The sequence below is a fragment of the Nocardioides agariphilus genome, from assembly GCF_015352445.1.
Taxonomy (GTDB): domain Bacteria; phylum Actinomycetota; class Actinomycetes; order Propionibacteriales; family Nocardioidaceae; genus Nocardioides; species Nocardioides agariphilus.
In genome coordinates, this window is record NZ_JADKPO010000012.1 from 44,955 (window position 1) to 62,688 (window position 17,734).

The 17,734-nt window shown below is 69.9% G+C and carries 20 protein-coding genes; 13 read left to right on the top strand and 7 right to left on the bottom strand.

Going from position 1 to position 17,734, the window contains the following annotated elements; all coding sequences use genetic code 11:
• Window positions 1–16: 16 nt before the first annotated feature.
• Window positions 17–538, bottom strand: coding sequence for a DUF6318 family protein (locus tag ISU10_RS24105; protein WP_370865126.1), 522 nt, complete (start codon window positions 536–538; stop codon window positions 17–19).
• A 160-nt stretch (window positions 539–698) separates the two neighbouring features.
• Here ISU10_RS24105 and ISU10_RS10535 point away from each other — a divergent pair, with 160 nt between their 5' ends.
• Genes ISU10_RS10535 through proC form a run of 4 tightly spaced genes read left to right on the top strand, consistent with a single transcriptional unit; the run spans window position 699 to window position 3,954 of the window.
• Window positions 699–1,421 (top strand): ABC transporter ATP-binding protein, encoded by a 723-nt coding sequence (locus tag ISU10_RS10535; protein ID WP_194696354.1) that lies wholly within the window; start codon window positions 699–701, stop codon window positions 1,419–1,421.
• Window positions 1,418–2,152 carry an ABC transporter permease gene (locus ISU10_RS10540; RefSeq protein WP_194696355.1) on the top strand — a complete coding sequence of 245 codons (735 nt, stop codon included), beginning with the start codon at window positions 1,418–1,420 and terminating at the stop codon, window positions 2,150–2,152. The genes ISU10_RS10535 and ISU10_RS10540 overlap by 4 nt, the downstream gene beginning before the upstream one ends.
• 35 nt (window positions 2,153–2,187) lie before the next feature.
• On the top strand, window positions 2,188–3,123 hold the full coding sequence (locus ISU10_RS10545) for a proline dehydrogenase family protein (protein ID WP_194696356.1): 936 nt from the start codon (window positions 2,188–2,190) through the stop codon (window positions 3,121–3,123).
• Between the two features lie 27 nt (window positions 3,124–3,150).
• Window positions 3,151–3,954, top strand: coding sequence for a pyrroline-5-carboxylate reductase (proC, locus tag ISU10_RS10550; protein WP_194696357.1), 804 nt, complete (start codon window positions 3,151–3,153; stop codon window positions 3,952–3,954).
• 166 nt (window positions 3,955–4,120) lie between these two features.
• Here proC and ISU10_RS10555 read toward each other — a convergent pair whose 3' ends face one another.
• Complete coding sequence (locus ISU10_RS10555; protein WP_194696358.1) at window positions 4,121–4,888, bottom strand: IclR family transcriptional regulator; 768 nt, start codon at window positions 4,886–4,888, stop codon at window positions 4,121–4,123.
• Between the two features lie 179 nt (window positions 4,889–5,067).
• On the opposite strand from ISU10_RS10555, the gene ISU10_RS10560 reads away from it, so the two are divergent.
• From ISU10_RS10560 to ISU10_RS24110, 4 genes are read left to right on the top strand one after another with little or no spacing between them, the layout of a single operon-like run.
• A complete protein-coding gene (locus ISU10_RS10560) occupies window positions 5,068–5,841 on the top strand; it encodes an MIP/aquaporin family protein (protein WP_194696359.1) in 774 nt (257 codons plus the stop codon).
• 3 nt (window positions 5,842–5,844) lie between these two features.
• The gene (gene dhaK / locus ISU10_RS10565) at window positions 5,845–6,843 is read left to right on the top strand and encodes a dihydroxyacetone kinase subunit DhaK (protein ID WP_194696360.1); all 999 of its coding nucleotides are present in this window, start codon (window positions 5,845–5,847) and stop codon (window positions 6,841–6,843) included.
• Window positions 6,831–7,508 carry a dihydroxyacetone kinase subunit DhaL gene (dhaL, locus tag ISU10_RS10570; protein ID WP_194696361.1) on the top strand — a complete coding sequence of 226 codons (678 nt, stop codon included), beginning with the start codon at window positions 6,831–6,833 and terminating at the stop codon, window positions 7,506–7,508. Before dhaK ends, dhaL begins: the two co-directional genes overlap by 13 nt.
• A 10-nt stretch (window positions 7,509–7,518) precedes the next feature.
• Window positions 7,519–8,235: an HPr family phosphocarrier protein gene (locus ISU10_RS24110; RefSeq protein ID WP_194696362.1), complete on the top strand. Its 717-nt coding sequence runs from the start codon at window positions 7,519–7,521 to the stop codon at window positions 8,233–8,235.
• A 3-nt stretch (window positions 8,236–8,238) separates the two neighbouring features.
• On the opposite strand, the gene ISU10_RS10580 is transcribed toward ISU10_RS24110, so the two are convergent.
• Together ISU10_RS10580 and trpS are read right to left on the bottom strand one after the other, a co-directional pair.
• Window positions 8,239–9,234, bottom strand: a complete 996-nt coding sequence (locus ISU10_RS10580) for a methyltransferase (RefSeq protein ID WP_194696363.1) — start codon at window positions 9,232–9,234, stop codon at window positions 8,239–8,241.
• A gap of 17 nt (window positions 9,235–9,251) precedes the next feature.
• On the bottom strand, window positions 9,252–10,232 hold the full coding sequence (trpS, locus tag ISU10_RS10585; RefSeq protein ID WP_194696364.1) for a tryptophan--tRNA ligase: 981 nt from the start codon (window positions 10,230–10,232) through the stop codon (window positions 9,252–9,254).
• Window positions 10,233–10,452: 220 nt separating this feature from the next.
• Here trpS and ISU10_RS10590 point away from each other — a divergent pair, with 220 nt between their 5' ends.
• From ISU10_RS10590 to ISU10_RS10610, 5 genes are all read left to right on the top strand, one after another.
• Window positions 10,453–11,637, top strand: coding sequence for an acetoin utilization protein AcuC (locus ISU10_RS10590; RefSeq protein ID WP_194696365.1), 1,185 nt, complete (start codon window positions 10,453–10,455; stop codon window positions 11,635–11,637).
• Window positions 11,638–11,824: 187 nt separating this feature from the next.
• Entirely contained in the window at window positions 11,825–12,037 is a 213-nt protein-coding gene (locus ISU10_RS10595; protein ID WP_194696366.1) for a helix-turn-helix domain-containing protein, read from the top strand.
• 235 nt (window positions 12,038–12,272) lie between these two features.
• A complete protein-coding gene (locus tag ISU10_RS10600) occupies window positions 12,273–12,374 on the top strand; it encodes a 30S ribosomal protein bS22 (RefSeq protein WP_008356322.1) in 102 nt (33 codons plus the stop codon).
• A gap of 48 nt (window positions 12,375–12,422) precedes the next feature.
• Window positions 12,423–13,466 (top strand): NAD-dependent epimerase/dehydratase family protein, encoded by a 1,044-nt coding sequence (locus ISU10_RS10605; RefSeq protein WP_194696367.1) that lies wholly within the window; start codon window positions 12,423–12,425, stop codon window positions 13,464–13,466.
• Window positions 13,459–14,628 (top strand): lysophospholipid acyltransferase family protein, encoded by a 1,170-nt coding sequence (locus tag ISU10_RS10610; protein ID WP_194696368.1) that lies wholly within the window; start codon window positions 13,459–13,461, stop codon window positions 14,626–14,628. The genes ISU10_RS10605 and ISU10_RS10610 overlap by 8 nt, the downstream gene beginning before the upstream one ends.
• 2 nt (window positions 14,629–14,630) lie before the next feature.
• Here the strand turns inward: ISU10_RS10610 and ISU10_RS10615 are convergent, their stop codons facing one another.
• The 3 genes from ISU10_RS10615 to ISU10_RS10625 all read right to left on the bottom strand — a co-directional run bounded on the left by ISU10_RS10615 (window position 14,631) and on the right by ISU10_RS10625 (window position 17,715).
• On the bottom strand, window positions 14,631–15,809 hold the full coding sequence (locus ISU10_RS10615; protein WP_194696369.1) for a DUF5667 domain-containing protein: 1,179 nt from the start codon (window positions 15,807–15,809) through the stop codon (window positions 14,631–14,633).
• Window positions 15,810–15,956: 147 nt separating this feature from the next.
• The gene (locus ISU10_RS10620; RefSeq protein WP_370865131.1) at window positions 15,957–16,742 is read right to left on the bottom strand and encodes a sigma-70 family RNA polymerase sigma factor; all 786 of its coding nucleotides are present in this window, start codon (window positions 16,740–16,742) and stop codon (window positions 15,957–15,959) included.
• A 97-nt stretch (window positions 16,743–16,839) separates the two neighbouring features.
• On the bottom strand, window positions 16,840–17,715 hold the full coding sequence (locus ISU10_RS10625) for an HAD family hydrolase (RefSeq protein ID WP_370865133.1): 876 nt from the start codon (window positions 17,713–17,715) through the stop codon (window positions 16,840–16,842).
• Window positions 17,716–17,734: the final 19 nt, after the last annotated feature.

A 17,734-nucleotide genomic window follows, 5' to 3' on the forward strand; every position in this document is an offset into this window, starting at 1 on the left:
AAGATGAGTAGACGCCTCATCTGGCGACCTGCTCCGCGTTGGTGATCGCCCATGAATCACCATCGCCACGCATCGAGATTAAGTAGGTAAGACGTCCGCCTGGCAGGGTCGTCGGCTGACTTTCCCTGTTCTCCTTGTACCGAGTGCGGGTCGACTTGACGTCGATCGTGACTTGCGTTCGGCCCTCGTCATCAGACCTTGCGTCTCGAACGCGCAGAATCATCCAGCCGCGCGTCCTCACATAACCGCCGGCTGCGTAAATGTCCCGGATCCGATCCGCGTATTCGACGCAACCGGAGCACTTCGCCGACATCGCCCGATACTCAGTGCCATCGCCGGTGTTCTGCATGTGCGTGTCTGCCTCCACCCACCGCCGAACGAACTCCTCCGGCGTCTCCCGCTCGGGCGTCGGGGTCGACGTGGGCGCGGAAGAGGTCGGGACTGAGGGAGTGGGTCCGGCGGTGGAGGAGGCGTCGCCGCTGCAGCCCGATACCCACAGCGACGCGATGCACGACAGCACCAGCAACAGACGAGTCACGACGAGTTGCCCTCCCGAGACGAGGTGACCGACGGCGGGACGCTAGCGAAATCTGGACGCCTCGAACGGGCTGGTCTCGCGATTGTGGATGAACTTGCCGATTTGGTGTCACGACTCGGTGGCTTGACCCGGGGTACCCGCGGTCCCCATAATTCATCACATGATGAAAAACGCGGTTGAGGTCGCGGACCTCGTCGTGCGGCGCGGTGGCCGTGAGGTGCTCAGGAGCATCGGCTTCACCATCGAGCGGGGCAGTGTCACCGGTCTGCTCGGTCCCAGTGGCTGCGGCAAGTCGACGCTCATGCGCTCGCTGGTCGGCGTACAGCAGCTCACCAGCGGCACCGTGAAAGCGTTCGGCGAGGAGGCGGGCGCCAAGGCGCTACGCAGCCGGATCGGCTACGTCACCCAGGCCGCGAGCGTCTACGACGACCTCACCGTGACCGAGAACCTGAACTTCTTCGCCAAGGTCCTCGGCGTCAACAAGGGCGAGGTCGCCGAGGCGATCGACGCCGTCGACCTGCGCAGCCACGCGGACGTCGTCGTCGGCCAGCTCAGCGGCGGGCAGCGCAGTCGAGCCAGTCTCGCCGTCGCTCTGCTCGGCGACCCCGACCTGCTGGTGCTCGACGAGCCGACCGTCGGCCTGGACCCCGTGCTCCGGCGCGACCTGTGGGAGCTGTTCCACCGCATCGCCGCCCGCGGCGCTGCCGTCTTCGTCAGCAGCCACGTGATGGACGAGGCCGACCGTTGCGACCGCTTGATGCTGATGCGCGACGGCGTGATCATCGCCGACGACACGCCTCTGCGGATCTGCGAGAAGACCCGCACCGACGACATCGAGAGCGCGTTCCTGGCGCTCGTGGAAGGCGCTGGAGACCAGTCATGAACCCGCGCATCACCTTCGCGGTCGCCACCCGCGTACTCACCCAGGTACGCCGCGACCACCGGACCGCGGCCATGTTGCTGGTCCTGCCGTGCCTGCTGATGACCTTGCTGTGGTGGATGTTCGAGGAGAGCGGCGCGGTGTTCGACCGGCTCGGTCCCGGACTGCTGGCGATGTTCCCGTTCATCATCATGTTCTTGGTGACGAGCGTGACCACACTGCGCGAGCGCAGTTCCGGGACCCTCGAACGGCTCCTCGCGATGCCGATGGGCAAGCTCGACTTCCTGGTGGGCTATGCGATCGCGTTCGGCGTGGTCGCCGCCGTGCAGTCGGCGCTGGCTGTCGCGCTGTCGGTCGGACTGCTCGACCTCGACGTGCAGGGACCGGTCTGGCTCCTGACTGTCGTGGCGATCGCCGACGCCGTGCTCGGCAGTGCGCTCGGTCTGTTCGTCAGCGCGTTCGCGACGACGGAGTTCCAGGCGGTCCAGTTCATGCCGGCGTTCGTGGTGCCGCAGATCCTGCTGTGCGGGCTGTTCGTGCCTCGCGACCAGATGCCGACGGTGCTGGAGAAGATCAGCGACGTGCTGCCGCTGTCCTACGCGACCGACGCGATGCAGACCCTGACGCGCACCGCCGCCACGGGCGATGTCTGGCAGGACGTACTCGTGGTCGCAGCCTTCGCGATCGCGGCGCTCGGCCTCGGTGCGGCGACCTTGCGGCGCCGTACGCCCTGAATGCGACGGGCGGCGCTCGGCGTAATCTGACGGCCATGGCTCTCCTGCGCGAACCGCTGCTCCTCCTGTCACGCAGCGGCGTGGTCAAGAAGCTGGTGAGCACGATGCCTGTCTCGGCCGGCATCGTGAAGAGCTACGTGCCGGGCGAGACGACGGCGACGGCGGTCGAGGCGACCCGCGGACTGGTTGATGACGACCTCAAGGTCACCCTCGACTTCCTCGGCGAGGACACCCTCGACGTCGAGCACGCCGACGCAACCGTGGCGGCGTACGTCGAGCTGCTCAGGGAGCTCTCCTCCCAGGGCCTGAGCCGCAGCGCCGAGGTCTCGGTCAAGCTGTCGGCGATCGGTCAGGCGCTGCAGGACGTGGGCCACAAGACCGCACTCGAGAACGCGCGCACCATCTGCCGTGCGGCCCGCAACGCCGGTACGACGGTCACGCTCGACATGGAGGACCACACCACCACCGACTCGACGCTGACGATCCTGCGCGAGCTGCGCAAGGACTTCCCCGAGACGGGGGCCGTGTTGCAGGCCTACCTGCACCGCACCGAGGCCGACTGTCGCGCACTCGCCTACGAGGGCTCGCGGGTGCGACTGTGCAAGGGCGCCTACAACGAGCCGGAGGAGGTCGCCTACCAGAGCCGCATCGACGTCGACCGGTCCTACGTGCGCTGCCTGAAGGTCCTGCTGGCCGGCCAGGGCTATCCGATGATCGCCAGTCACGACCCGCGGATCGTCGAGATCGCGTCGTCGCTGGCGAGCCGGTTCGGTCGGGCCCAGGGGTCCTACGAGTTCCAGATGCTCTACGGCATCCGCCCCGACGAGCAGCGCCGCCTGGCGAGGGCGGGGGAGACCGTGCGGGTCTACATCCCCTACGGGCAGGAGTGGTACGGGTATCTGATGAGACGCCTCGCGGAGCGACCGCAGAACCTGTCATTCTTCCTGAAGTCCCTCATCTCGAAGTCGTAGTTCTCCAAGAAACAAAGGGAAAAGTCGATGCCCCAGACCGCCATCATCGGCGCCGGCGTGATGGGCGAGGCCCTGCTCTCCGGGCTCGTCCGGGCGGGTCGCCGCGTCGATGACCTCATGGTCGGCGAGAAGCGTGCCGACCGTGCCAAGGAGCTCGAGGAGCGATACGGCGTCACGGTCGTCTCCAACGCCGAGGCCGCGCGCAAGGCCGACACCATCGCCCTCGTGGTCAAGCCGCAGGACATGAACGACGTCCTCGAGGAGATCGCTCCCGAACTGCGACCGGGCCAGCTGCTGGTCTCGATCGCAGCCGGCATCACGACGTCCTACATCGAGTCGCGAGTGCCCGACGGTGTCGCCGTCGTACGTGTCATGCCCAACACCCCGGCGCTCGTCGACGAGGGCATGACCGCGATCGCCCCCGGCTCCCACTGCGACGACAGCCACCTGGCCGAGGCCGAGGGGCTGATGGGCTCGACCGGTCGGGTCCTGCGGGTGCCCGAGCGTCAGATGGACGCCGTGACGGCGATCAGCGGCTCCGGCCCGGCGTACATCTTCTTCGTCGTCGAGTCGATGATCGAGGCGGGTGTGCACCTGGGCCTGCCACGCGCGACCGCGACCGACCTCGTCATCCAGACCGTGGTGGGCTCGGCCAAGATGCTGCGCGAGACCGGCACCCACCCGGTGGTGCTGCGCGAGCAGGTCACCTCGCCTGGCGGCACGACAGCGGCCGCCTTGCGCGAGCTGGAGACCCACCGCGTGCGTGCGGCGTTCCTGGCTGCGATGGAGGCAGCTCGCGATCGGTCGCGGGCGCTGGCCGAGGGCACCTGACCCTGGCGCCGCGCGTCGGAAGTTCTTGTGCGCTTCGCGCACCCATGGCGCGCACTTCCCGGCGTTGCCGTCGCTCGCGAGACGACCGGGTATGGCTTCGCTCCGGCGCCTTGCGACGCACACACCCTGAGCACGCCAACCGTTCAACAACTCCCGACGCGCGGCACTAGTCGGTTCGCGCGACCGACGGCGGCCAGCCCGGCGCGCCGAGCTCGCGCGAGACGTTGCGGGCGGCCTCGCGCAGGAGCGTGAGCACGGTCTCGGGGATCGGCGAGTCGCTGGCCGGCATCACGACCGCGATCGCAGCGACTGCCTCGCCGTCGCGGTCGGCGACGGGTACGGCGATCGAGGACTCGCCGAGCACGGCCTCCTCGTCCTCGAGCGCCCAGCCCGTCGCCAGTACTTCGGAGAGTGCCTTGTCGAGCTCGTCGACGTCGGTGATCGTCTCGGCGGTGAGGCTGCGCAGGGGTCCCTTGGCCACCACGGAGTCCTTGAACGCCGGGTGGTAGGCCAGCAGCACCTTGCCCAGCGCCGATGCGTGGGCCGGGATCGTCAGGCCGGTCTCGGGCATCTGTCGGGTGCCGTCCGGGCGCGGCTCGTGGTGGATCACGATGACCTCGGAGAAGAACTCCACGCCCATCCGCACGGCCAGTCCGGTGCGTTCGGCGAGGTCACCGGTCCAGCGCATGGCGCGGGCGCGTACGTCGAGGGTGTCGAGATAGACGTTGGACAGCTGGAGCAACGTCGGACCGAGCATGTAGCGCTGTCCGTGCGGCTCCTTGACCACCAGGCCGTGTGCCTGCAGGGACTTCACGATGCCGTGGACGGTCGACGGCGGCAGGTCGAGGACCGCGCCGAGGTCGCTGATGCCGAGGTGCCGTGAGCCCTGGAGGGCAGCGAGGATCTTGGCCGCACGGTCGATGGCTTGGATCATCGCGCACCTCCTTCCGGCCGCCCATGGGTCACCGACGCCGTGGTGGGGCGCCTCACCTCTGACGCCCGAAGCATGGCACGAACCCGACGATTTTCGCGAACCTCTTGACTTGGTGCCCAGTTTCTGTGAACTATTCGACATTGTCGAAAGTGGTTCGCATCACACGGAAGGGCACTGAGATGGATGAAAACACGCGGTGGCAGAAGCTCGCGGCAGAGTTCCTGGGTACCGCCTTCCTGGTCTTCGTGGGTGTCGGCTCGGTCCCGGCTCTGCTGATCGTCAACGACGCCAACGGCTCCACCTTCAGTGGCTCCGACCTGGGGATCATCTCGCTGGCGTTCGCCACGATCGTGATCGTCACGGTGTACGTCTTCGGCTACATCAGCGGCAACCACATCAACCCGGCGGTCACCTTCGGCCTGGCGGCGACCGGCAAGTTCCCGTGGTCCGAGGTGCCGGCGTACGTCGTGGCCCAGGTGGCTGGTGCCATCGCGGGCGCCTTCACGATCGTGGGCGTGCTCGGTGACAAGGCGAGCGACGTGGGGCTCGGCGTCGCGGCGTACGGCGAGACGATCGCGTGGTACCAGGCGGCGTTCGCCGAGTTCATCGGTACGTTCTTGCTGGTGTTCGCGGTCTTCGGCGTGATCTACCGCAAGGCAGCGCCAGGCTGGGCCGGTCTGGCCATCGGCATGGTCGTCTTCGCTGCGATCATCCCCGTCGCGCCGACCACCGGCGCCTCGATCAACCCGGCCCGCACGACCGGCCCGATGATCGTCCAGCAGCTCCTCGGCGGTGACATCTCGTGGGAGCAGTGGCCGGTGTACGTCGGCGCCGAGCTCCTCGCGGGTGTCGCAGCAGCACTGGCGTTCGGTTTCATTGCCCACACGCGTCAGGACACCGCGCCCGCCAGCGAGCGGGCCACTGTCCCCGCGGCCGTCCCAGCGGAGGTCTGAGTCATGAAGAAGCTGATCAACAAGCCCGAGGATGTCCTCGCCGACGCGCTCAAGGGAGTCTCCGAGGCTCACCCCGAGCTCCGCGTCGACCACCAGCACCGCGTGATCTACCGGGCGCAGCCCAAGGACCACGGCAAGGTCGCGCTGATCTCCGGCGGCGGCTCCGGCCACGAGCCACTGCACGGCGGGTTCGTCGGGGTCGGGATGCTCGACGCGGCGTGCTGCGGGGAGGTGTTCACCTCGCCCACGCCCGACCAGATGGTCGAGGCCACCACCGTCGTCGACCAGGGCGCCGGCGTGCTGCACATCGTGAAGAACTACACGGGCGACGTGATGAACTTCGAGATGGCGGGCGAGATGGCGGCCGCCGACTCCGGCGTACGCGTGGAGACCGTCGTCACCGATGACGACGTCGCCGTGCAGGACTCCACGTGGACCGCAGGACGCCGCGGCGTCGGCGTCACGGTGCTCCTGGAGAAGATCGTCGGTGCCGCAGCCGAGGAAGGGCGCGACCTCGACGCCGTCCTTGACCTCTCGAAGCGGATCAACGCGCAGGGGCGCTCGATGGGCATGGCGCTGACGTCGTGCACCGTGCCTGCCGCCGGCAAGCCGACGTTCGACCTGCCCGAGGACCAGATGGAGATGGGCGTCGGCATCCACGGTGAGCCCGGGCGCAAGCGCGTGCCGCTCGCCGGCGCGGCCGAGATCGCCGAGCAGCTCGTCGACCCGATCCTGTCCGACCTCGACTTCCAAGGCGGCCCGAGCATCGTCATGCTCAGCGGTCTGGGTGGCACGCCGCTCATCGAGCTCTACCTGCTGTACGGCGAGGTCGCGGTGCTGCTCGAGAAGGCCGGCGTCCAGGTGGCCCGGACGCTGGTGGGCGACTACATCACCTCGCTCGACATGGCCGGCGCCTCGGTGACCGTGCTCAAGGCCGACGACGAGATCCTTCGCCTGTGGGATGCTCCGGTGAAGACAGCGGGCCTGCGATGGGGACTCTGACAGGAACTGTGGCCGTGACCGAATCCGTATCCGTTGCGACGCTGGTCGACTGGCTGTCGTCGTTCCGGGACGCGGTCCACGAGCAGGGCACGTACCTCACCGAGCTCGACTCCGCGATCGGCGACGCCGACCACGGTGCCAACCTGATCCGCGGCATGGACGCGGTGATGGGGGCAGTCGCGGGCGAGGTGTCGACTGTTGGGTCGGCGGGCGACCTGCTCAAGAAGGTCGGCATGACGCTGGTGACCTCGGTCGGGGGTGCGAGCGGGCCGCTGTACGGCACGTTCTTCCTGCGCGCCGCGACAGCGACAGGTGATGCGACCTCGCTCGACGCTGCTGCGGTGCTGGCGATGCTGCGGGCAGGGCTCGAGGGGATCGTGGCGCGCGGCAAGGCCGAGGCGGGCGACAAGACGATGTACGACGCGCTCGCACCTGGCCTGGACGCCTTCGCGTCGGCCCTCGAGTCGGGTCGCGATGTCCTCGGTGCCGCGGAGGCGGCCGCCGATGCGGCTGCTGACGGTCGCGACGCCACCGAGCCGCTGATCGCTCTCAAGGGGCGGGCGTCGTACCTCGGCGAGCGCAGCGTCGGCCACATCGACCCGGGCGCTGCGTCGTCGGCACTGTTGCTCCGCGCGCTCGCGGACGCCCTGGCTGCTGCGGGCTGAGGAGGACGACGTGATCGGGATCGTCGTGGTCTCCCACAGTGCTGCCCTTGCGGCAGCAGCCGTGGCACTGGCCGAGGAGATGGTGCACGGATCGGGACCCGTCGTCGCGGTGGCGGCAGGGGCCGCGGGCGGCTTCGGCACCGACGCCACCGAGGTATCGGCCGCACTCGCCCGTGCGGCCTCGCCGGACGGCGTACTGGTCCTCATGGACCTCGGGTCCGCGGTCTTGAGCTCCGAGCTGGCCCTGGAGCTCTCGTCTCCCACCCATCCCGTGCGACTCAGCTCCGCGCCCCTCGTGGAGGGCCTGGTCGCTGCCGTGGTCCGGGCTGCGGGGGGCGCGGACCTCGAGACCGTGGCGCGCGAGGCCGAGGCGGCGCTGCTGCCGAAGGCCACCGCCCTTGCCGAGCACGGCCTGTCAGCGGCTCCCGCGCCCGCACTGGTCGCCGTACCGGGCGCGTCCGTGCGGCTCACCCTGGTCAACCCGCAGGGGCTGCACGCGCGGCCGGCCGCCCAGATCGCCACGGCGGTGGGGGCCCTGGCTGCCGAGGTCGCGGTCGAGGCCGGGGGACGGCGGGCCGACGCGGCCAGCTCCCTGGAGCTGATGACGCTGGCGGCCGGGCAGGGTACGGAGATCACCGTCTCCGCTACCGGGGCCGACGCCGAGCAGGCGATCGCCACGGTGAGCGAGCTGGTACTGGCGGGGTTCGGGGAGCTCGAGGCGAGCTGAAGGTCAGGCTGTCTTGTCGGCACCCACCGCCTCCAGCACCGCGAACGGGGTGCCGGTGTCGAGGACGCGGGTGAGGTGGAGGCCGGCGCGGTCGAAGAGGTCGGCGTAGGCGGCCTCGGTGCGTTCGCGGCCGCCCAGCTGCACCATCATGTTGAGGTCCATGAAGGCGGCCAGGCGGGCGTGGCCGGGGCGGTCGAGCACCATCTCCACGACGAGCACGACGCCGCCGAGGGCGAGGGACTCGCGGCACCTGCTGAGGATCGTCACGCACTCGTCGTCGTCCCAGTCGTGCAGGATCCACTTGAGCAGGTAGCAGTCGGCCGGCGGCACCCTCTCGAAGAAGGACCCTGCGGTGCCGGTCCATCGGCCGGCGAGGTCGGCAGGCCCGGCGGCAGCCACGACATGCTGCTGGTCGAGCACCTCGCCGGTGAGGTGAGCGTTGCGTCGCAGGACCGCTGCGACCAGGGTCCCCTGGCCGCCGCCGACGTCGACGACGTGTGAGCGTCCGGCGAAGTCGTAGGCCGCCGCGACGGCGTCGACGGCCGTCGCGCTGATCGCCGTCATCAGGTCGTCGAAGTTGCGGCTGTGCTCGGGGTGCGCGAGGCGGTGGCTCCACAGGTCGGTCCCGTGCAGGTCCTCGAACGCGCTGTCGCCCGTCCGCACGCTGTGGGCAAGGTGGCCCCATGCCGACCACACGGCCGGATCGAGGTTGAGCCGGGCCTGGGGGGCCACCGACCCGGGAGCGTCGGAGAGCAGCGGCCTGCCGAAGTCGGTCAGCCCGTAGTCGCCGTCGACCTCCTCGAGCACCCCGATCGTGGCCAGCGCCCGGAACAGCCGGTGCGTCGCATCGGGGTCGGTCGCCGACTCGGCGGCCACATCCTCGGCGGACCGAGGGCCGTCAGCCAGCCCGTCGATCAGCCCCAGGGCCACCGCCGCGGACACCGCCGCGGTTGCTCGATGTGCGGTCAACAGCCACTGGAGATCCTCGCGATCGCTCACGTGGCGATCCTCCCAGGTCACAGGCCGATCGCGGCCTCGGCCGCAGCCAGCACGGGCGCGGTGACCTCGCGGCAACGGGCAGAGCCCGCGTCGAAGACTTGCGCTACGTACGCCGGGTCGCCGGCCAGGTCGGCGTACCTCTTCTGGATCGGCTCGAGCACCGAGACCGCCGCGTCCGTGACGGCGGCCTTGAGGGCGCCGTACGTCGTGATGCCCTCGGCCGAGCCGCCGCAGGCAGCCAGCACGTCGAGGAGGTTGGTGACACCGGCCTTGTGGCCGGCCGAGCGTACGGCGTCGGGTCCGGTGTCCGAGTCGGTCACCGCCCGGGCGACCTTGCGACGCACGACATCGGGCGGGTCGAGCAGCCGGATCACGCCGCCATCCGCGCCGGGTGCTGCGGACTTACTCATCTTCCGCGCGGGTTCCTGCAGGTCCATCACCCGCGCGCCGGCGGCGGGCGTCACGATCTCGGGGACCGTGAACACCGCGCCGTAGGCGTTGTTGAAGCGCGTCGCCAGGTCGCGCGTCAGCTCGACGTGCTGGCGCTGGTCGTTGCCGACCGGCACCCGCGTGGGCCGGTAGAGCAGGATGTCGGCCGCCATCAGCACGGGGTAGGTGTAGAGCGAGACCCGCGTCGAGGGCTGGCCCTTGCCCTTCTCCTTGTACTGGATCATCCGGACCAGCTCGCCGGTGTACGCCGTGCACTCCAGCAGGTAGGCCAGCTCGCGGTGTGCTGGCACGGCGGACTGCCGGAACAGCACGGCCCGGTCAGGGTCGAGGCCGACCGCGAGGAAGACCGTCATCACCTCGGCGATCGTGTCGCGCAGTACCCGCGGGTCGTGCGCCGTGGTCATCGCGTGCAGGTCCGAGACGCCGTAGAAGCAGTCAGCCCTGTCGATGGCAGGGTCCTGCGAGGCGACCATCCCGCGGAACGCGCCGAGGTAGTTGCCGAGGGTCAGCCGACCCGACGGGGTGACGAGAGAGAGGTTGCGGTTCATCGGTGCTCCTTGTCGTGTGGAGCCTCCGGGGGTCTCGCTCGACCAGCGGCAGATGGTCTCGACAAGCTCGACCAACGACAACGGCCGCCCGGAGGCGGCCGTGGGTTGAGGTGTGCGTCAACGATGGGTCCGCCTAGGAGGCGGACCACCAGGTGACCGAAGCGGTGATCGGGAGAGCCATGTGACGCACGGCACCACACTAGCCGGTACGTTCGGCCTCATGGAGTGCGCCGGCCCGGCCTCGGTCGTCTTCGACCCGTCGCTGACCGACTACAGCTTCGGTCCCTCCCACCCGATGTCGCCGATCCGCGTCGATCTCACCATCAGGCTGGCCCGCGAGCTCGGGGTGCTCGACCGGCTCCGGATGGTTGCGGCGCCCTTCGCCGACGACGCCCAGATCGCGACCGTGCACGGCGCGGGGCTCATCGATGCGGTGACGCGCGCGGGCAAGGACCCCGGCTCGATCGAGTACGACGACCACGGCCTGGCCACCGACGACAACCCGGTGTTCGCCGACATGCACCGGGCTGCGGCCCACGTGGTCGGCGCCAGCCTCGAGGCCTTCCGGCAGGTGCAGTCCGGTGAGAGCCTGCACAGCGCCAACATCGCGGGCGGCCTCCACCACGCGATGCGCGACCGGTCGAGCGGGTTCTGCATCTACAACGACGTGGCGATCGGCATCCAGTGGCTGCTCGACCAGGGCGCCCAGCGCGTCGCCTACGTCGACGTCGACGTCCATCACGGTGACGGGGTCGAGGCGATCTTCTACGACGACCCGCGCGTGCTCACGATCTCCTTGCACGAGACCGGGCAGATGCTGTTCCCGGGCACGGGGTTCGCGACCGACAGCGGCGGCGTCGGTGCGGAGGGTACGGCGGTCAACGTGGCCCTGCCGCCGGGCACGGCCGACGCGGGCTGGCTGCGTGCGTTCCACGCGATCGTGCCTCCCGTCGTACGCGCCTTCGCCCCCGAGTTCCTCGTCACCCAGCACGGCTGCGACTCCCACATGGAGGACCCGCTCGCCCACCTGATGCTGTCGGTGGACGGTCAGCGGGCGTCGTACCTGGCGCTGCACGAGCTGGCCCACGAGGTGTGTGGTGGCCGGTGGGTGGTGACCGGCGGCGGAGGCTACGCCATCGTCGACGTCGTCCCTCGCGCCTGGACGCACCTGCTCGCTGTGGTCGCGGGCGCCCCGCTCGACCCGTCGACCGACACCCCTCAGGCCTGGCGCGACTACGTCACGACGGCCCTCGGGCGCAGTGCGCCCTCGCGGATGACCGACGGCCGGACGCCCCACTGGCGCGACTGGTCGCAGGGCTACGACCCCGACTCCTGGCTGGACCGCACCATCCAGCAGACCCGCGAGGCGGTCTTCGCCCACCACGGCCTGGACCTGCACTACTGAATGACATGGGTGTAGCCCGAGTAGGACTGGTTTAGACATGGCAAGCCGACACGCCGAGTCTCTTAGGTTTCTCTAATCAAACTCTTCCCCACGAGTCACAGGCGACGCTATCTTCACCACAAGCGCGGGACGTGGAGTCATCGGCGGGGAAGCCGATGGAGTCGCCGCAGGAAAGAAACGGTGCGCCATGACCCCCTCTCCTGACAGTCGTGGAGACATCTCGGAAGTCAAGTTCCTGACCATCGCCGAGGTCGCCGCCACCATGCGGGTCTCGAAGATGACGGTCTACCGCCTCGTACACGGCGGCGACCTGCCGGCCGTGCGGGTGGGGCGCTCGTTCCGGGTCACCGAGGACGACGTCAACGACTACCTGCGCAAGTCCTTCTACAACGCGGGTTGAACTGCCTCGCTCCGCTCGGCTGTCCGGCGCGCCATGAGGTTGCTCCTTCCTCCTCGCTGGCTCGCTGGCGCTCGCCTCGCTCGTCGTGCAGGAGCAACCGCGCACCGGACAGGGTAGGTGGGCCGGGTCCCACTCCTGGCCCCAGCGATTAACCCGGCTCAGCGGTGCCCGTTAGGCTGTCGTGGTCCCACGGAGCGACCGCTGGGGCTCGTTCCAGCAGGTGAAGGGTCAACACGTGGGTTCAGTCATCAAGAAGCGGCGCAAGCGCATGGCCAAGAAGAAGCACCGCAAGCTGCTGAAGAAGACGCGCGTCCAGCGTCGCAAGCTCGGCAAGTAGGTCCCACCCAGGATCGTTGCCCTCTGTCTAGGGAGTCGAGGGAGCCGCATGGGCAGGGTCGCACTCGTCACCGGGGTCTCTCGTGACCTCGGGCGGCGGTTCGCGCGCCTGCTCGCGGCCACTGAGGGCATCGACCGGGTGATCGGCGTCGACGTCGTCCCGCCTCGTGGTGACATCGGCGCGATGTCGTTCATCCGCGCCGACATCCGTACCCCGGTGATCGCCAAGGTGATCGCCAAGGAGGACGTCGACACGGTCGTCCACATGAGCGTCATCGCCACCCCCGGCAGTGCCGGCGGGCGGGGCACGATGAAGGAGCTCAACGTCATCGGCACCATGCAGCTTCTCGCTGCGTGCCAGCAGGCGCGGTCGGTGCAGCACCTGGTCGTGAAGTCCACCTCGACCGTCTACGGCGCGAGCTCGCGAGACCCGGCGATGTTCACCGAGGACATGCAGCCACGCCGCAACCCACGATCCGGCTACAGCAAGGATGCTGCCGAGATCGAGGGGTACGTCCGCGGGTTCGCCCGTCGCCGCCCCGACGTGCGCGTGCTGATGCTGCGCCTGGCCAACGTGGTCGGCCCCCACGTGGTCAGCCCGATGGCGTCGTACTTCCGGCTGCCCGTGGTGCCGACCGTGCTCGGGTTCGACGCCCGCATGCAGTTCGTGCACGAGAGCGACCTCGACCGGGTGCTCACCCACGGAGTCCTCAGCGACGTCGACGGCACCTTCAACATCGCGGGTGACGGCATCTTGATGCTGTCGCAGGCCCTGCGCCGACTTCAGCGCGCCACGCTTCCGCTGCCCGGCTTCGCGGTCGGCCAGCTCGGCTCCGTGCTCAGGCAGATGCGGCTCGCCGACTTCTCGCCCGAGCAGCTCAGCTTCTTGACCTTCGGCCGCGGCATCGACACCACGCGGATGCGCACGGAGCTCGGCTTCGAGCCCGACTACACGACTGCCGAGGCGTTCGCCGACTTCGCCTCGTCGATGCCGAGCAGCTCGCGCATCTCCGAGCGCGCCGTCGCCGGCCTCGCCGACCTGCTGCCCGACTCTGCCCACGAGCCCGACCCGGCGGGAGCCCCTCGTGGCTGACGCCGAGATCATCCCGATCGGCACCCGTGGCCGGCCAGGTCGTGGCAGCGGCCAGGCCAGGCCGTCGTCCGCTGCGCGCGGGCTGGCAGGCAAGCCGGCGGCCACGAAGGCCGCCACGCCACGACGTACGTCGACCACGCGGCGTCCTCATGTCAGCGCTGCTCCTGAGGAGGTCGTCGAGCAGACCACCACCGAGGCCGTGCCGCCGGCCACGGCTGAGGAGGAGGTGCGGCCGCCGACGACCACCCGCGACCGCGGTCCGCTGGCGGGCATCTCGCCGGAGGCCTGGTTATCGATGCTGCAGTCCGCGGCCCAGGAGGTCTGGGGCGAGCAGTGGGAGCCGCAGCTGGCCCAGCTGCTGGCGCTGCTGCGCCGCCGGCTGACCGGCGACTACGAGGTCGACGAGTTCGGCTTCGACCCCGAGATCACCGAGAAGCTCACGCTGGCGCTGCTGCGGCCGATCGCGGAGAAGTGGTTCCGCGTCGAGGTGCGCGGCGTCGAGAACATCCCCGCCGAGGGTGGCGCGCTGATCGTGTCCAACCACTCCGGCACCGTGCCCGTCGACGCCTTGATGACCATGGTCGCCGTCCACGACCACACCGGCCGCTTCCTGCGCCTGCTGGGTGCCGACCTGGTCTTCCGGATGCCGTTCGTCGGCGAGATGGCGCGACGAGGGGGCGCGACCCTGGCGTGCAACGAGGACGCCGAGCGCATGCTGGGCCGCGGCGACCTGGTCGGGGTGTGGCCGGAGGGCTTCAAGGGCATCGGGAAGCCCTTCGCGCAACGCTACAAGCTGCAGCGCTTCGGCCGCGGCGGGTTCGTCAGCGCCGCGCTGCGCACCGGCGTCCCCATCGTGCCTCTATCCGTGGTCGGCGCCGAGGAGATCTACCCGCTCGTCGGCAACCTCCCCTCGCTGGCGCGGTTGCTGGGCGTCCCCTACGTCCCGATCACGCCGTTCTTTCCGTGGCTGGGCCCGCTCGGCATGGTGCCGCTGCCCTCGAAGTGGCTGCTGGAGTTCGGCGAGCCGATCCGCACCGACGAGCTCGACGGAGCAGCCGCCGACGACCCGATGCTGGTCTTCAACGTCACCGACCAGGTGCGCGAGACGATCCAGCAGACGCTCTACGACCTGCTGGTCAAGCGCGAGTCGGTCTGGCACTGACCTCAGGGCAGGAGGCCGTCGACGGTGTCGTCAAGGAGGGTGCCGACGCCACCGAGGAGCTGGGTGACGTCGACGGACGGCAGCGGCAACGGCCCGCTGGTCAGGTCGTTGATGATCTCGGTGACGTCGATCGTCGGAAGCGGCAAGCCTGCGGTCGGGTCGCCCGTGGGCAGTGCGGTCGGCAGCCCGGTCGGCGAGCCCGAAGGCCCAGCGCCAGGACCGTCACCGGGACCGGCGCCAGGGCTGGGCTGGTTCACACTGCCGGGCGGCAGCTCGCCGTCCAGTGAGGGCAGCGCGATCGCCGGCAGGCCCGCATCGGCAAGTCCGAGCCCGGGCAGCGAGCCGCTGCCGAACCCGGTGCCGACGACGGGCAGCTCGGGTGCGAGCTGCTCCACGTCGATGCCCTCGCACGACGGGCAGGCCAGCTTGGCCTCGTCGTCGATGCGAACCAGTGCGGTGACCGCCTGCACGTACTCGTCCTCGGCGCTCTCGGGGATCTCGCCATCGAGATCGGCGAGGGACTGCATCGACGCGGCGGTGAAGGTCCGCAGCTCGGTGACCGTCTGGTCGCCGCCCTGGTCGGTCGCGGACCGCAGGAGCAGGTCGGAGGCCTCGATCGACTGGGCCGTGAAGTCGTCGAGGGTCTCGGCGATCTCGGTCTCCCGACTCTCGGCGCCCATCTCTCCGAGACGCGAGACCTCGTCGAGCCGCGTCGAGGCGCTGGCCAGCAGGACCGAGCCCTTGGCCTCATCGTCGGTCGTCAGGCCGGCGTGGGCCGACTCGATGCCGCGCTTGAGCGGGTAGAGCACGTCGCCGGGCAGCGCGGCCTGGGCCACCACCGAGAGAGTCGCCGTCGCGCCGACCAGGGCGAGCCCGCCCATCGCAACCGCGAGCCGGCGCTCGCGCGGGTTGCGGACCCGGCCGGGGTCGGGGGTGCGCAACCGCAGCCGGTCGGTCTCGGTCGGCTGCTGCGTCAGGACGGTGGCCGCCTCGGCGACGAGCCGGGCACGCAGGTCGGCCGCGAACTCCGGCCGCACCGGCGGTGCAGGCACGGCTCGCATCGCGCCGACCAGCTCGAGCAGGTCGTCGTAGCGGGTGTCCGCCGCCCCCACCGGCGACGAAGTCCCGTCGACGACCGCTGCGAACACCTCGGCGCGACGACGTGTCGCGAACGGGCTCATCACAGAAGTCCTGTCAGGTCAGCAGCTCCGGCGCCCCCGCCGGACACTGACCTCAACGAGGCGTCGTACGGCGTGGTTACGGCGTACTGGCGAGTAGTAGAAGGTGGACTGGTCCAGTCCATCGAAATCAGCATCGAGGCGGCCATCTCAACCACGGATCCCGTCGGGCATCAGCTTGGCGAGGTTGCGAACCCCTCGTAGCTGGAGCTGTTTGACCGCGCCCTCGGTGCGACCGAGTACGCCGGCCGTCTCGGCGATGCTCATGCCCTGCAGGAAGCGCATCACCAGGCAGTCGCGCTGCTCGGCCGGCAGCTCGCTCAGCGCCTCGAGGAGCACCTCGTTGGTGATGCTGGCGAGCACGGCGTCCTCGGGACCCTCGCTGGTGCGGTCGTCGTGCAGCCCCATGTCCTCGGTGGTCAGCTCGAGACGAGTCCGGCCGGCCTTGAAGTGGTCGGTGGCCAGGTTGCGCGCGATCGTCATCAGCCACGCGCCGAAGTCCTTGCCCTGCCACCGGAAGCTGCCCATGCCGCGCAGGGCGCGGAAGAACGTCTCGGACGTCAGGTCCTCGGCGAGGATCTGCGAGCGGGTGCGGTGGAAGAGAAACCGGTAGACCGACCCGTGGTAGTGGTCGAACAGCATCCCGAACGCCTCGGCGTCGCCGCCACGGGCGAGCTCGACCAGGGCGATCAGCCGGTCGCGGTCGGCCTCGGACTCCTCGTTGGAGGTCGCCAGGCCGTGGTCGCTGTCCCCTCCGGCGCCGCCGTGGTCGCCTGGGCCACCCGCGGCCAGTCCGGTCGCGCCGGCCTCGCCCGCCATCAGGAGGCGGCCGTTGAGGGCCGGGTCGTCACGGATGACGGCAAGCACCAGCGACCGCAGTACATCGAACTGGGCTCCTGGCCCACGCGATGCCACAGTGCCCGGGACTGGCTTCACGCCGGATACCTCCCTCGTACCCCTAGCTACCCAAGGGTAAGTGGCCCTTTCGCGCATGTGAACCGCCCGAAAGGCTACGTGTCCTAGTCCACGTTGCTCACGAGGTCCGCTTGCCGCGCACCGCGAGCGCCGCAGCGACCGCCCCGGCGACACCCCCGGCGACGGTCCCGGTGAGCAGCCCGGCGCGGGCCGCCTTGCGTCCCGTGCGGTAGTCGTAGACGCGCCAGCCCTCCCGTCTGGCGTGCGCCCGCAGACGTACGTCGGGGTTGATCGCGAACGCGTGCCCCACGATCGAGAGCATCGGCAGGTCGTTGGCGGAGTCGGAGTACGCCGAGCAGCGGGCCAGGTCGAGCCCCTCGCGCTCGGCCAGAGCGGCCACCGCCTCCGCCTTGGCCGGGCCGTGCAGCATGCCGCCGACCAGGCGGCCGGTGTAGACGCCGTCGACGTGCTCGGCAACGGTGCCGAGAGCGCCGGTGAGGCCGAGTCGGCGCGCGATGATGCCGGCGATCTCGACGGGGGCCGCGGTGACCAGCCAGACCCGCTGTCCCTGGTCGAGGTGCAACTGGGCCAGGGCCCGGGTGCCCGGCCAGATACGGGCAGCCATCGCCTCGTCGAAGATCTCCTCGCCGAGCTGCTCGAGCTCGAGCACGGTGTGGCCCTCGATGAAGGCCAGTGCCGAGGCCTGTGCGTCGGCGACGTGGTCGGGATCCTCGGACCCGACGATGCGGAACTTGGCCTGCTTCCAGGCCGCCGAGGCGATCTCGCGCGTGGTGAAGAACCGCCGTCGGTAGAGCCCCCGGGCGAGGTGGAAGATGCTCGCGCCCTGCATCAGGGTGTTGTCGACGTCGAAGAACGCCGCCGCCTCAGGGTCCGCCGGAGTCGCCAGTGCGATCTCGAGATCCGCCTCCGCCGCTGCCGCCTCGCCCGCCAGCTTGGAGCGGCGTTGGAGGTCGATACGACGTGGTGCGGCCACGGTTCGAGGGTAGTCCCCG

Excerpts from the sequence above, each read along its gene's own strand:
- ISU10_RS10535 (WP_194696354.1), top strand. The coding sequence starts at position 699 with ATGATGAAAAACGCGGTTGAGGTCGCGGACCTCGTCGTGCGGCGCGGT.
- ISU10_RS10540 (WP_194696355.1), top strand. The coding sequence starts at position 1,418 with ATGAACCCGCGCATCACCTTCGCGGTCGCCACCCGCGTACTCACCCAG.
- ISU10_RS10545 (WP_194696356.1), top strand. The coding sequence starts at position 2,188 with ATGGCTCTCCTGCGCGAACCGCTGCTCCTCCTGTCACGCAGCGGCGTG.
- proC (WP_194696357.1), top strand. The coding sequence starts at position 3,151 with ATGCCCCAGACCGCCATCATCGGCGCCGGCGTGATGGGCGAGGCCCTG.
- ISU10_RS10555 (WP_194696358.1), bottom strand. The coding sequence starts at position 4,888 with ATGATCCAAGCCATCGACCGTGCGGCCAAGATCCTCGCTGCCCTCCAG.
- ISU10_RS10560 (WP_194696359.1), top strand. The coding sequence starts at position 5,068 with ATGGATGAAAACACGCGGTGGCAGAAGCTCGCGGCAGAGTTCCTGGGT.
- dhaK (WP_194696360.1), top strand. The coding sequence starts at position 5,845 with ATGAAGAAGCTGATCAACAAGCCCGAGGATGTCCTCGCCGACGCGCTC.
- dhaL (WP_194696361.1), top strand. The coding sequence starts at position 6,831 with ATGGGGACTCTGACAGGAACTGTGGCCGTGACCGAATCCGTATCCGTT.
- trpS (WP_194696364.1), bottom strand. The coding sequence starts at position 10,232 with ATGAACCGCAACCTCTCTCTCGTCACCCCGTCGGGTCGGCTGACCCTC.
- ISU10_RS10590 (WP_194696365.1), top strand. The coding sequence starts at position 10,453 with ATGGAGTGCGCCGGCCCGGCCTCGGTCGTCTTCGACCCGTCGCTGACC.
- ISU10_RS10595 (WP_194696366.1), top strand. The coding sequence starts at position 11,825 with ATGACCCCCTCTCCTGACAGTCGTGGAGACATCTCGGAAGTCAAGTTC.
- ISU10_RS10605 (WP_194696367.1), top strand. The coding sequence starts at position 12,423 with ATGGGCAGGGTCGCACTCGTCACCGGGGTCTCTCGTGACCTCGGGCGG.
- ISU10_RS10615 (WP_194696369.1), bottom strand. The coding sequence starts at position 15,809 with ATGAGCCCGTTCGCGACACGTCGTCGCGCCGAGGTGTTCGCAGCGGTC.